We start from the raw sequence: 12,404 nt of genomic DNA, 5'->3' as shown, positions 1-12,404 counted from the left end.
TCTGTCCCGGGCCGGGCGGGCCCCCCGCGGGGGCGGGGGCGGCCGGGGCCGGGGGTTGGGATCAAGCCTGACCGCCCGGAGCCGGGCACGGTCGGCCCCGGCCCCAAACAGCAACCACACTCAAGACCAACGCACCGGAATCTCCACCGGCGGCTCACCCTCCCCAGCCCAGAAGATGGTGCCGGTGGCGTCGACCACCACCACCCGAGGCGTCCGGGCCAGGCCCCAGGTGATCGCCTCGGCCGGGTCGTCCCAGCTCGGCGCCTCCTCCAGCACCCCGGTCTCGGCGCCGGCGTCGTCCCCGGCCGACCGCTCCCAGTACGCCGTCCAGACCTGCTGACCAGCGGACATGTCCGGGTGTACGAAGACGGTGCCGCGACCGCGCCAGGCGGCCAGCCGCTCCGGAACCACCGGCACCGGCGTCTCCCCGGTGACGGCCTCCAGGTCCTCGACGCCAAAGGCGTGCGGCAGCAACTCGGCCATCCGCAGCGGGCGTGCCTTCGACTCGATCAGGCACTCCGGCCCGCCGTGCTCCCAGAGCAGCTGCCGACAGCGGCCACACGGCATCAGTGGCTCGCCGGTGGCGTCGACGCAGGAGAGCGCGACGATCCGTCCCCCGCCGGTGGCGTGCAGGCTGGAGACCACGCCACACTCGGCGCAGAGCGTCACCCCGTACGCGGCGTTCTCCACGTTGCAGCCGACCACCACGCGGCCGTCGTCGACCAGCGCGGCCGCGCCGACCGGGAACGACGAGTACGGCGCGTACGCGTGCCGCATCGCGTCGGTGGCGGCGGCGCGTAACCGCGCCCAGTCGATGTCGGTCATCTCATCATTCTGCCGAAGCAGCCCAGGTCAGAAGCGGGCAGGGGTAGCTGTGTGCCGTGCTCAAGGTGGGAGCGACCCTGCCCGCCGGGCACGCTTTCGGAGATCAGCCCTTGATGTACGGCTTGCCGTCGGCGGCCGGTGCCCGAACCCGGCCGACCAGACCGGCGACCGCCAGGATGGTCGCCAGGTAGGGCAGCATCGCCAGGAACTGGCTGGGGATGGAACTGCTGATCGCGCCCAGGTAGGTGGCGAGCTGGTCGGCGAAACCGAAGAAGAGCGCGGCGAGCAGCGCACCGGTCGGGTTCCATCGGCCGAAGATCAGCGCGGCCAGTGCGATGAAGCCCTTTCCGCCGATCATGTTCTTGGTGAACGAGTAGAGCGCCAGCGTGTAGGACGCGCCGCCGATACCGGCGACCACGCCGGCCAGGAGCACGTTGCGATAGCGCACCCGCAGCACCTTGACGCCGAGCGTGTCGGCGGCGATCGGGTGCTCGCCGACCGAGCGGGTACGCAGCCCCCAGCGGGTGCGGAACAACCCGATGTGGATCACCAGCACCAGCAGCAACCCCACGTAGAGGAAGATGTTGCCGCGGAACAGCGCCGGCCCGAGCACCGGAATGTCCTTCAGCAGCGGGATCTCCCAGTTGCTGAAGCGGGGCGAGCTGTTGTATTTCGCCGCGTCGGTCTGCATCAGCCGCTCGTAGAGGAAGCCGGTGACGCCGACCGCCAGCAGGTTCAGCACGATGCCGATGACTACCTGGTCGACCAGGTAACGGATGGCGAAGATCGCCAGCAGCAGCGAGATGAACGCGCCGCCGATGGCTGCGGCGACCAGACCCACCCAGACGTTGCCGGAGATGCTGCCGAAGAGCGCGCCGCTGAAAGCGCCCATCAGCAACTGACCCTCGATGGCCACGTTGACCACGCCGGATCGTTCGCAGAGCACCCCGGCGAGCGCGCCGAAGATCAGCGGCAGGGCCAGGATGAACGTGCCCCGGATGATGTTGACCAGCGGCATGAAGTTCTGACCAGCCGGCGCGGCGGAGACCTGCCAGCACAGGAACGAGAGCACGAAGCCGACGAGCCCGACGCCGAGCACGGGAAGGAACCACCGCTTCGGCACCCCGGCGAGCAGCGCCGCGCCGCCGGCGATCGCGATGATCCCGAAGAGGATCGCCCCGATCGTGCCGTTGATCTCCAGTGCGGCGCCGGCCGCGTCGTCGCTGAGCGTGAACCGGGCCTGCTGTTCGGTGGCGAGCGCGCCGAAGAGCACCGCGGCCAGCAGGCCGAGCCCCAGCAGCGTGAGGCCAACCTTGCGGCTCCGGGTCCAGAAGCCCTGGCGGACCGGGGCTACCGCGATGTCGGGGACAGCCATGGTGGACATCAGCTACCAGCCCTTCGCCAGGCTCGTCTGCAACCGGGCGGCACGCGCGGCCCGGAGCTGGAAGATCGCCTTTACCAGGGCCGGTGCGGCGATGAAGATGACGATCAGCGCCTGGAGCACGGTCACGAGCTCCAGCGAGATCCCGGAGTATGACTGCATCCGGTTGCCACCGGCCTGCAGCGCCCCGAACAGCAGCGCGGCCAGCAGCACCCCCCAGGGCTTCACCCGCCCCAGCAGCGCCACCAAAATGCCGTCGAAGCCGATCTGCGCGACAACCAACGGGGTCAGCGCGCTGGCGGTGGAGCCGAGCACCATGTTCGAGCCGCCGAGGCCCGCCAGGATGCCGGCGAAGACCATGATCAGGATGTACGTCCGCGTGACGCTGATGCCGGCGGTGCGGGCGGCGTCCGGGTTGGCACCGACCGCCCGCAGCTCGAAGCCGAGCGTCGAGCGGTTCAGCAGCCAGGCAACCGCCCAGGTCGCCAGCACGGCGAGCAGGATGCCGGCGTGCACCCGCAGGTTGTCACCGAGCAGTCGGGGCAGCTGGGCGGACGTGTCCACCGCCTTGCTGATCGCGTCGGTACGCGTCGGGTCCTGCACGCCGCTCTGCACGATCAACCAGGTGAGGAAGTACGTGGCGACGTAGTTGAGCATGATCGTGTTGATCACCTCGTGCGCGCCGGCGCGAGCCTTGAGGATGCCGGGGATGAATCCCCAGACCGCCCCGCCCAGGGCGCCGGCCAGCACCGCCACCAGCAGGTGCAGGCCGGGTGGCAGGGGCAGCAGGAAACCGGCCAGCGCCGCCATGATCACGCCGATGGTGGCCTGGCCCTGGGCGCCGATGTTGAACAGGCCGCCCCGGAAGGCCAGCGCCACCGACAGGCCGGTGAAGACCAGCGGCGCGGCGTAGGTGAGCGTCTCGGAGATCGGCGCGAGCACGGCGACCCAGCTGTTGTCGCCGTCCAGCCAGCCGGAGAACGCCTCGGGGTCGAAGATCGAGCCCTTGAACAGGTTCGCGTACGCCTCGCTGACCAGCGTCCAACTGGAGTTGATCGCGTCGGACGGGCGGGAGGTGATGTACGAGTAGGTGGAGAGCACCGCCGGATCAGAAATGATCATCAGCACCGCGCCGACCACGACCGCCAGCACCAGCGACAGCAGAGTCACCGTGAAGGTGTTGGCCGCCCAGAGGTTGTCCATGAACAACCGGCCCAGGCTGGGCTGCGGCTCCGGCTTTGGCGCCGGCTTCGACGCTGGACCGCCCGGCTGGGTTGCCACCTCGGCCCGTTCGGTGTTTCCGAGCGCGTTCTGCGCGGCCTGCGCCTCGCTCGCCGGCTCCTTGTCCGGAGAACCGGACTGCGGGGTGGGGTCGTTGCTCATGCCGTCACTCCGCTTCGCTGCGTGACGCCATGAGGCACCAACGGCCTGAAACGGTGATTCGCTCGCTGACGCTCGCTCATGCCTCGTCCTCGGTCGCGGAGCCTGCGTCGCTCGCCGGGCTCCCATCAGTGGCCGCGCCGTCGGCGGGCACAGCGTCCGTTGTGCGCTCGTGGGCCACGTCCGGGCTGATGCCGGCCATCAGCAGGCCGATCTCCTCACGCGGGGTGTCCGGGCCGACGATGCCGATGATCCGACCGCGGTACATCACCGCGATCCGGTCGGCCAGGCCGATCACCTCGTCGAGTTCGCTGGAGACCACCATGACGGCGGTGCCGACGTCCCGCTCGCGGATGATCTGGCTGTGGATGAACTCGATGGACCCGACGTCGACGCCCCGGGTCGGCTGGGCGGCGATGAAGAGCTTCAGCGGCCGGGACAACTCCCGGGCCACGATCACCTTCTGCTGGTTACCGCCGGAGAGGGTGCCCACCGCCGCATCGGCCGACGAGGTGCGGACGTCGAACTGCTCGATCCGCTCCTTGGCCGAGGACGCGATCGCGTCCGGCTTGAGCGCGAGCCCAGCGCCGAATGGCGGCCGGTCGTAGATGTCCAGCACCAGGTTCTCCGCGACGCTGAACTCCTTGACCAGGCCGTCCACGCTGCGGTCCTCGGGCACGTAGCCGACGCCCGCGCGGAGCACCTTCTTGGTCGTCCAGCCGTCGATCCGATCGCCGACCAGGCTCACCGTGCCGGCGAGCACCGGGCGCAGACCCATGATCGCCTCGATCAGCTCGGTCTGACCGTTGCCCTGCACGCCTGCCACACCGAGCACCTCACCGGCGCGCACGGTCAGGTCCACCCCGTCGACCGCGCGGATCTGCCGGTCGTCGTCGACGACGACTCCGGCCAACTCCAGCACCGGGTCGCCCGGCGTGGCCGGGGACTTGTCCACGGTGAGCCGGACGTTGCGCCCGACCATCAGTGCGGCCAACTCGTCCCGGCTGGCCTCCGGAGAGGCGGTGCCGACGGTCTTTCCGCGTCGGATCACCGTGATCCGGTCGGCGATGGCCTTGACCTCGCCAAGTTTGTGGGTGATGAAGACGATCGACTTGCCGGCCGCCTTGAGTGACCGCATGACCGTCAGCAGCTCTTCGGTCTCCTGCGGGGTGAGCACAGCGGTCGGCTCGTCCAGGATGAGCAGGTCGACGTCGCGGGTGAGCGCCTTGACGATCTCCACGCGCTGCTGGATGCCGACCGGCAGGTCCTCGATCACCGCGTCGGGGTCGACCTGCAGGTTGTAGCGCTCGGACACCTCGGTGACCTCGCGCCGGGCGCGACGGCGGTCCAGGAAGCCGGCGATGCCGCCCTTGACCTGCTCAGCGCCGAGCATGATGTTTTCGGCGACGGTGAAGACCGGCACCAGCATGAAGTGCTGGTGCACCATGCCGATCCCGGCTCCGATCGCGTCGGACGGGCCCTTCAGCTTCAGCGGCTTGCCGTCGACCAGGATCTCGCCCTCGTCGGGCTGATAGAGCCCGTAGAGCACGTTCATCAGGGTCGACTTGCCCGCGCCGTTCTCGCCGAGCAGGGCGTGAATCTCTCCAGGCTCCACCGTCAGGTCGATGTGGTCGTTGGCGACCAGATCACCGAAACGCTTGGTGATGCCGCGCAGTTCGAGTCTCAGCGCAACCTCCTGGAGTGCGAGCGATGGTGCAGCCTAGCTGCTGTAAGCCCGACCGGACCGGCCCGGCCGCCGTGGTGCGCGATCGGCCGCTCCGACCCCGCGGGTCACCCGCAGGGCCAGAGCGGCCGATCGGTCGTACCTGTCTGTCTCCCGCCGGCCCTCCCGATGATCTCACCGGAAGGGCCGCTCGGTTGTCACTTGGTCGGCTGGGCCTTCGAGGTGACGGTGATGGTGCCCGCGGCGATGTCCGCCTTGATCTTGTCGATCTCGGCCTTCAGCTCGGCCGGGACCTTGCCATCGAAGTCGTGGTACGGGGCGATCGAGACACCGTTGTTGGCCAGGGTGCCGACGAAGCCCGGCTTGGCCGGCAGCTTGTCACCGGCGGCGGCCTTGAGGACCGCCTCCTTGACGGCGTCCGGGATGTTCTTGACCACGGTGGTGACGATCGCGGAGCAGTCCGGGGTGCTCTCGCAGCCGTCGACGTCCACCCAGATGGTGCTGTACTTGCCACCCGACGCCTTGGCCGCGGCGGTGGTGCCGAGGCCGGAGCCGCCGGCGACCGGCATGATGATGTCCGCGCCCTGGGCGACCAGCGCGTCGGAGACCTTCTTGCCCTCGTCCTGCTTGGCGAAGTCGTTGGTGAAGGAGCCCTTCTGGGTCTCCTTGTTCCAGCCGAGCGCCTGGACGTTCTTGCCCTTGGTCTTGTTGAAGTACGCCACGCCGTCGACGAAGCCGTCCATGAAGATGGTCACCGGCGGGATCGGCAGACCACCGTAGGTGCCCACCTTGCCGGTCTTGCTCATCCCGGCGGCCAGGTAGCCGGCCTGGAACGCGGCCTGGGCGGTGTCGAACTGCATCGGGTAGATGTTGTCCAACTCGGAGTTGGAGTCGACGATGCCGAACTCCTGCTTCGGGTTCGCCGTCGCGATCTTCTTCGTGGCGTTGCCCATGAGGCCACCGACCGCCAGGATGAAGTCGCACTTCTGGTTGACGAACTGCGTCAGGTTCGGCTCGTAGTCGGCCTCGGCCTTCGACGCGACGAACTTGATGTCGATGTTGTCGTTGGCGGCCTTGGCCTCCTGCAGACCCTTCCAGGCCGACGTGTTGAACGACTTGTCGTCGATGCCGCCGACGTCGGTCACCATGCAGGCGCTGAACTTCTTGGCGCCACTGCCGGCGTTGTTGTCATCCTTGGGGGCCTCGCCACAAGCGGCGGCGGTGAGCGCGAGCCCACCCACCGCGAAGATCGAGGCGATCCGCATCCCACGCACCGAGCGCAAGACGTCTCCTTCCCATTGCACACCGCGCCTAGTGCGGTGGCAGCCCATCAGCCGACCTGCGGTGTGCCGCCGGCTGTCCCACGTTACGGACGGGAGCGTACGCCCGCGCCCACCCACCGGCCGACAATCGTGCACGACTGTTGAGCGCCTGTTACCCGGGTGTAACCCTTGCGTGGGGCAAGTCACTCTTCGTGGTGGTAACCGAGTGCCGAGGCGTCCTCATCGTCCGGTTTTCTGGGGCCGGTCCCTCCTCGGACGTTACCGCCAAAAGACGGCGACCGCCGCGTTGACCAGGGTCAGGCCGACAATCGCGAGGAAATGGCCACGGTTTACCACGTCCCGCTTCCGGGAGAAGAAGACCATGACAAAGATCAGCAGACCGATCACCAACTTCGTCACAAGTTTCGCTGGTGCCGGCTCGTCACCGTCGCGCAGCGGGGCGGCGAGGCCGAGCCCGGTCAGCAACTGGATCACCGACCCCCAGAGCATCGCCGGGTTGATCCGCAGCCGGCCGCTGACGTACTGGGCGATCGAACCGCCCAGCAGCAACGCGAACCCGATGAGATGGACGTAGAGAAGGATCAGCCTCAGTGCTTCCACGGGACACATCCTCCCCCATGAACGACACTTTGTAGTAGGGGGGCGGCTGACGCGGCGCACCCCGCCCGACGAGCAGGCACCCGGCCTGCGGCCGGACCGATCAGGCCGCAGCCACCGCGGAGCGCTCGGCCGCCGCCGGACCGCCAACCACCGGTGCCGATCCGGCCCGCGGGGCGAGCAGCACCAGGAGCAGCCCCGCCACGGCGTACCCGGCGAGGATCGCCACCGCCTGCCCGGCGCCGGCGCCGTCGAAGAAGGCGGCGGAGCGCAGCGCGGTGCTGCCCGCGCCGACCGGCAGCCACTGCCCGAGCTCGCCCCAGGGCTGCGGCAGCAGCTCGGGAGCGGCGGAGACAGCCGAGAGCGGGTTGCCGACCAGGAACACCAGCAGCGCGCCGAGCCCGATCCCCGGCCGGCCGAGCACCGCACCCAGCCCGGCGACGGTGGCCGCGGCGGCGAGCGTGAAGAGGCCGATCACGCCCCCCTCGGCGAGCCGGCTCCCGTCGATCACGCCAAGCCAGTCGTGCAGCACGACAACGCCCGCCACCCCGGCGAGCACGGCGTAGGCCGCCAACCCGGCCAGCCGGGCGGTCCGCCCGCGCACGAGCAGGGTCAGCAGCGCACCGGCCAGCAGGCTGGTCATCGCGAACGGCAGGAAGCCGGCGGCGAATCCGGCGCCCCGGGGGTCGTCCGGATCGGCGGGGACCACCGACACCACCGGGACCGGCCGGCCGGCGGAGACCTGCCCGGCCGCCTCAACGAGCAGTGCGGCGACCGTCGGGCTGGCGGCCGGCGCGGTGTGCAGAGCCACACCGTCCGGGCCAGCGACGAAGGCCGCGTAGACCTCGCGGTCGCGCAGCGCCCGGTCGGCCGCTTCGGCGTCCGGCAGGGTGGTCACCGCGAACGCGCCGGGCTGGGCCGCGGCGAGCCGGCCGGCCAGGTCCCCGGCCACGGGTGCCGGCCCGGCAACGGCGATCGGCAGGTCGCGGGGGGCGAGGTTGGCCGCCGGAGCGGCGAAGAGTGGCACGAGCAGCGCCTGCACCGCCACCGCCAGGACGGCGACCAGGAGGGCGAGCTGCAACGGCGAGCGGCTGCGCGTGGGTGACGGGGGCATGGCAATCTCCTAAAACGAACGCTCGTTCTCTGATAGAAGAATGCGCTGTAAGCCGTCGATGCGTCAAGAACGAATGTTCGCTTTACACTGTGCGACGTGCCACGGGTCTCCGAAGAACACCGCACCGCCCGCCGCCTGCAGATCGTCGAGGCCGCCCGCCGGTGCTTCCTGCGGGAGGGCTTCCACCGCACCTCGATGCAGGACGTGATCGCCGAGGCCGATCTCTCGGTGGGCGCGGTCTACCGCTACTTCCCGAGCAAGACCGACCTGATCAACGCGATCGCCGAGCAGGCAATCGGCGGTGCGGGTCAGGTGCTCACCGAGCTGACCCGGCAGGACCCGCCGCTGCCGCTGCTGGCGGTGCTCGACCGGGTGCTGGCGTACGTCGAGACCCAGCTCGACGAGGATGGTGCGCTGCGCATCGCGATCCAGGTCTGGGGCGAGTCGCAGCGCGACCCGGCACTGGCCGCCTTCGTCGCCGAGACGTACACGGGCTTCCGTGAGCACTTCACGGCCCTGGTCCGGCGGGCCCAGCAGTCCGGCGAACTCCCCGCCTACGCCGACCCGGAGGCCACCGGGGCGGCGTTGTTCGGCCTGGTCCCGGGCTGGTTCATCCAGCGCCTGCTGACCGGCGTCCCGGACCGCGCGACCTACCTGACCGGAGTGGCGGCCCTGCTCGGCGCGACCCCGCGATCGTCCTGAACCCCGGCGACGAACCTTCGCACCGACCAGCAGGGGCGCGAGCCCGAACTCAGCTCAGCCGCCAGACCTGGAAGGTGGGGCCGTCGCCGGGCAGCGTCACCAGTAGTACAGCCCTCGCTCGGGCGCGTGCACGTCGGAGGACGCGGCGGTGAACCAGTCGTGCGCGTCGCCGGTGTGGTTGCTGGTGATGTCGCCGATCAGCAGCCAACCCCGAGCGCGTACCGCACCCGAGAGCCGGGCCAGCGCGGCGTCCCCGCCGAGCAGCGGGTCGACCCGGTCGAAGCTGATGCACGGCAGTTCTTCCTCTGGACGTACTTCGTCAGGGTGGCCCGCGCCTGGCCAGCCTGCCTCTCGTGCAGCCTTTGCTCTGCTTCCACCCAGGCAACAGTGACCGGGCGTCCCTGTTGCCTGGGTTGAAGCAGAGCAAAGGCGCAGAGCAGGGTGTCGCGATGCCGCCGCGGCGTGGCCGGACCCGACTGGCTACCCCTTCACCGATCCGGCGGTCAGCCCGGAGACGATGCAACGCTGGAGGAGCTGGAAGACCAACACGGTGGGGATGGCGGTGAGCAGGGTGCCGGCCGCGAAGATGCCGAAGTTGTTGTTGCGCTCGTTGCCCTGCTGCTCTCGCATGTTGCGGGGACGCCAGCAATACGTTGCAGATTATGGAAGAGCTTGCAGGGCGTCCCGCAAGAACTTGCCGGTGGGCTAAAGTGCCGCCATGCGCGCTCGACTGTCCGACATCGCCCAGCAGGCCGAAGTCAGCGAGGCCACGGTGTCGCGGGTGCTCAACGACCGCCCCGGCGTCGCCCCGGAGACCCGGCAGGCCGTCCTCACCGCCCTCGACGTGCTCGGCTACGAGCGCCCCGCCCGACTGCGCAAGCGCAGCGCCGGTCTGGTCGGCCTGGTGGTGCCGGAGCTGGACAACCCGATCTTCCCCGCCTTCGCTCAGGTCATCGAGTCGACGCTGGCGCAGAGCGGGTTCACCCCCGTGCTCTGCACCCAGACCGCGGGCGGCGTGACCGAGGACGAGTACGTCGAGATGCTGCTGGACCGGCAGGTCTCCGGGATCGTCTTCGTCTCCGGTCTGCACGCCGACACCGCCGCAAACCACGACCGCTACCGGGCGCTGCTCGCCCGACCGTTGCCGATCGTGATGATCAACGGGTACGTGCCCGACATCGGCGCCCCCTTCGTCTCCTGTGACGACCGCGAGGCTGCCGAGCTGGCCGTTGCCCACCTGGTCGCGCTCGGGCACCGGCGGATCGGCCTGATCACCGGCCCGGACCGGTTCGTCCCGGTGCAGCGCAAGGTGGCTGGCTGGCGCTCCGCGATGACCCGACTGGCCGGCGTCGCCGAATCCGACCTGGGGCCGCTGGCCGAGCTGTCGCTGTTCGGTGTGGAGGGTGGCGAGGCCGCAGCCGGCCGGCTGCTGGACCGCGGCGTGACCGGTGTGGTCTGCGGCTCCGACCTGATGGCGCTCGGCGCGATCCGGGCCGCCCGCCAACGCGGCCTCAGCGTGCCCGGCGACCTCTCCGTGGTCGGCTACGACGACTCACCGCTGATGGCCTTCACCGACCCGCCGCTGACGACCATGCGGCAGCCGGTCATCGCGATGGCGGTGGCCGCCGTCCGGGCCCTGGTGGACGAGATCAACGGGTACGGCGCTCCGCACTCGGAGTACCTGTTCCGCCCGGAGCTGGTGGTGCGTGGCTCCACCGCTGTCGTGCCGACAACCGCACGATTGCCTTACGCAAGATCTGCTTGACTCTTGCAACTCCTGGGCGGCATATTGCTCGGATGATCAGCACCGGCACCCCGCCGCACGCCACCGACGACGACTGGTGGCGCTCCGCGGTCGTCTACCAGGTGTACGTCCGCAGCTTCGCCGACAGCGACGGCGACGGCATCGGTGACCTCCAGGGCATCCGGCAACGCCTGCCGTACCTGCGTGACCTCGGGGTGGACGCGCTCTGGCTGACCCCCTTCTACACCTCTCCGATGATCGACGGCGGGTACGACGTCGCCGACTACCGGGATGTCGACCCGATGTTCGGCACCCTCGCCGACTTCGACGCGATGATCACCGATGCACACGCCCTCGGCCTGCGGATCATCATCGACCTGGTGCCCAACCACACCTCCAGCGCGCACCGCTGGTTCACCGCGGCCCTCGCCGCCGGCCCCGGCTCTCCCGAACGGGCCCGCTACCTCTTCGCCGAAGGTCAGGGCGCACACGGCGAACAGCCCCCGAACGACTGGGAGAGCATCTTCGGCGGCCCCGCCTGGACCCGGATCGCGGACGGTCAGTGGTACCTGCACCTGTTCGACCCGTCCCAGCCGGACCTGAACTGGCGCCACCCGGAGGTCCGTGCCGAATTCGAGGACGTGCTGCGGTTCTGGCTGGACCGGGGCGTGGACGGATTCCGCGTCGACGTGGCGCACGGCATGATCAAGGCGGATGGGCTGCCGGACGTCGGCTTCAGCACGATCACCACCGGCCAACGTCAGGTCGAACTGCTCGGCAAGGGCCGGCTGCCCTACTTCGACCAGGACGAGGTGCACGAGATCTACCGCGCCTGGCGGCCCATCATGGACAGCTACCCGGGCGGTCGGATGGCGGTCGCCGAGGCCTGGGCCGAGACGCCGCAGCGTCTGGCCCGCTACATCGGCCCGGACGAGTTGCACCAGGCGTTCAGCTTCGACTTCCTCGACGCCACCTGGTCGGCCGACTCGTTCCGCAAGGTGATCGACACGGCACTGGCCGAGGCGACCGTCGTCGGCGCGCCCACCACCTGGGTGCTGTCCAACCACGACAAACAGCGGCACGTCACCCGCTACGGCGACGGCCCCGAAGGGTTGCGCCGGGCCCGCGCCGCCAGCCTGCTGATGCTCGCCCTGCCCGGCTGCGCCTACCTTTACCAGGGCGAGGAGCTGGGCCTGCCCGAGGTTCTCGACCTGCCCGACGAGCTACGCCAGGACCCGGCGTTCCTACGCACCGGCGAAAGCCGTGACGGCTGCCGGGTGCCCCTCCCGTGGAGCGGCGAGCTTGCGCCGTACGGCTTCGGGCCGGCGGGTAGCGAGTTGAGCTGGCTGCCCGCCCCGGCTACCTGGCAGGCCCTGTCCGTCAGCGCGCAGACCGGCGTGCCCGACTCGACGCTGGAGCTGTACCGGGCCGCCCTGCGGATCCGCCACGCGCACCCGGCGCTGGCCCTCGACGCCGACGGCGTCACCTGGCTGGAAAGCGGGCCCGGCGTGCTGGCCTTCTCCCGCACCGCCGGCGAAACCGCGCTGACCTGCGTAGTCAACCTCAGCGGTGCGCCGGTCCTGATCGACGGGTACGGTCAGCCGCTCGTCGCCAGCGACACGCTCACCGGGCAGGGCTCCGGCCATCTGCTGCCCGTTGACGCGGCCGCCTGGTTGGAACGGCGCTGAACGGGT

Annotated in this window: 11 protein-coding genes and 1 pseudogene; 3 read left to right on the top strand and 9 right to left on the bottom strand. The window is 70.0% G+C overall.

Annotation, left to right across the window (positions count from 1 at the left end; genetic code table 11):
• Positions 1-120: 120 nt before the first annotated feature.
• The 7 genes from ACLQ28_RS08490 to ACLQ28_RS08460 form a co-directional block, all read right to left on the bottom strand.
• On the bottom strand, positions 121-825 hold the full coding sequence (locus ACLQ28_RS08490; protein WP_425685631.1) for a cytidine deaminase: 705 nt from the start codon (positions 823-825) through the stop codon (positions 121-123).
• 103 nt (positions 826-928) lie between these two features.
• Complete coding sequence (locus tag ACLQ28_RS08485) at positions 929-2,209, bottom strand: ABC transporter permease (protein ID WP_425685630.1); 1,281 nt, start codon at positions 2,207-2,209, stop codon at positions 929-931.
• A 3-nt stretch (positions 2,210-2,212) separates the two neighbouring features.
• On the bottom strand, positions 2,213-3,589 hold the full coding sequence (locus tag ACLQ28_RS08480; protein ID WP_425685629.1) for an ABC transporter permease: 1,377 nt from the start codon (positions 3,587-3,589) through the stop codon (positions 2,213-2,215).
• A gap of 76 nt (positions 3,590-3,665) precedes the next feature.
• The gene (locus tag ACLQ28_RS08475) at positions 3,666-5,213 is read right to left on the bottom strand and encodes an ABC transporter ATP-binding protein (protein WP_425685822.1); all 1,548 of its coding nucleotides are present in this window, start codon (positions 5,211-5,213) and stop codon (positions 3,666-3,668) included.
• Between the two features lie 254 nt (positions 5,214-5,467).
• Positions 5,468-6,535, bottom strand: coding sequence for a BMP family lipoprotein (locus tag ACLQ28_RS08470; RefSeq protein WP_425685821.1), 1,068 nt, complete (start codon positions 6,533-6,535; stop codon positions 5,468-5,470).
• Positions 6,536-6,811: 276 nt separating this feature from the next.
• Positions 6,812-7,153, bottom strand: coding sequence for a hypothetical protein (locus tag ACLQ28_RS08465; protein ID WP_425685628.1), 342 nt, complete (start codon positions 7,151-7,153; stop codon positions 6,812-6,814).
• Positions 7,154-7,253: 100 nt separating this feature from the next.
• Complete coding sequence (locus ACLQ28_RS08460) at positions 7,254-8,264, bottom strand: hypothetical protein (protein ID WP_425685627.1); 1,011 nt, start codon at positions 8,262-8,264, stop codon at positions 7,254-7,256.
• A 96-nt stretch (positions 8,265-8,360) separates the two neighbouring features.
• Between ACLQ28_RS08460 and ACLQ28_RS08455 the strand changes: the two genes are divergently transcribed.
• Positions 8,361-8,966 (top strand): TetR/AcrR family transcriptional regulator, encoded by a 606-nt coding sequence (locus ACLQ28_RS08455; RefSeq protein WP_425685626.1) that lies wholly within the window; start codon positions 8,361-8,363, stop codon positions 8,964-8,966.
• 96 nt (positions 8,967-9,062) lie between these two features.
• Here ACLQ28_RS08455 and ACLQ28_RS08450 read toward each other — a convergent pair whose 3' ends face one another.
• Together ACLQ28_RS08450 and ACLQ28_RS08445 are read right to left on the bottom strand one after the other, a co-directional pair.
• Positions 9,063-9,254 (bottom strand): alpha-amylase family glycosyl hydrolase, encoded by a 192-nt coding sequence (locus ACLQ28_RS08450; protein ID WP_425685820.1) that lies wholly within the window; start codon positions 9,252-9,254, stop codon positions 9,063-9,065.
• Positions 9,255-9,446: 192 nt separating this feature from the next.
• Positions 9,447-9,575 (bottom strand): annotated as a pseudogene (locus tag ACLQ28_RS08445) (sugar ABC transporter permease); the annotation flags it as partial.
• Between the two features lie 109 nt (positions 9,576-9,684).
• Here ACLQ28_RS08445 and ACLQ28_RS08440 point away from each other — a divergent pair.
• Both ACLQ28_RS08440 and ACLQ28_RS08435 read left to right on the top strand, forming a co-directional pair.
• On the top strand, positions 9,685-10,731 hold the full coding sequence (locus ACLQ28_RS08440) for a LacI family DNA-binding transcriptional regulator (protein ID WP_425685625.1): 1,047 nt from the start codon (positions 9,685-9,687) through the stop codon (positions 10,729-10,731).
• Positions 10,732-10,763: 32 nt separating this feature from the next.
• Positions 10,764-12,398 (top strand): glycoside hydrolase family 13 protein, encoded by a 1,635-nt coding sequence (locus ACLQ28_RS08435; RefSeq protein ID WP_425685624.1) that lies wholly within the window; start codon positions 10,764-10,766, stop codon positions 12,396-12,398.
• Positions 12,399-12,404 lie beyond the last annotated feature (6 nt).

This window comes from Micromonospora sp. DT201 (genome assembly GCF_049841575.1).
Taxonomy (GTDB): Bacteria; Actinomycetota; Actinomycetes; order Mycobacteriales; family Micromonosporaceae; genus Micromonospora.
Note: the sequence above shows the minus strand (reverse complement) of the source record. Positions and strands in the feature narration are given on the sequence as shown.

Bases quoted from the DNA above. Each gene is read 5' to 3' on its own strand.
- ACLQ28_RS08480 (WP_425685629.1), bottom strand. From the start codon at position 3,589: ATGAGCAACGACCCCACCCCGCAGTCCGGTTCTCCGGACAAGGAGCCG.
- ACLQ28_RS08470 (WP_425685821.1), bottom strand. From the start codon at position 6,535: ATGCGGATCGCCTCGATCTTCGCGGTGGGTGGGCTCGCGCTCACCGCC.
- ACLQ28_RS08435 (WP_425685624.1), top strand. From the start codon at position 10,764: ATGATCAGCACCGGCACCCCGCCGCACGCCACCGACGACGACTGGTGG.
- ACLQ28_RS08440 (WP_425685625.1), top strand. From the start codon at position 9,685: ATGCGCGCTCGACTGTCCGACATCGCCCAGCAGGCCGAAGTCAGCGAG.
- ACLQ28_RS08490 (WP_425685631.1), bottom strand. From the start codon at position 825: ATGACCGACATCGACTGGGCGCGGTTACGCGCCGCCGCCACCGACGCG.
- ACLQ28_RS08460 (WP_425685627.1), bottom strand. From the start codon at position 8,264: ATGCCCCCGTCACCCACGCGCAGCCGCTCGCCGTTGCAGCTCGCCCTC.
- ACLQ28_RS08485 (WP_425685630.1), bottom strand. From the start codon at position 2,209: ATGTCCACCATGGCTGTCCCCGACATCGCGGTAGCCCCGGTCCGCCAG.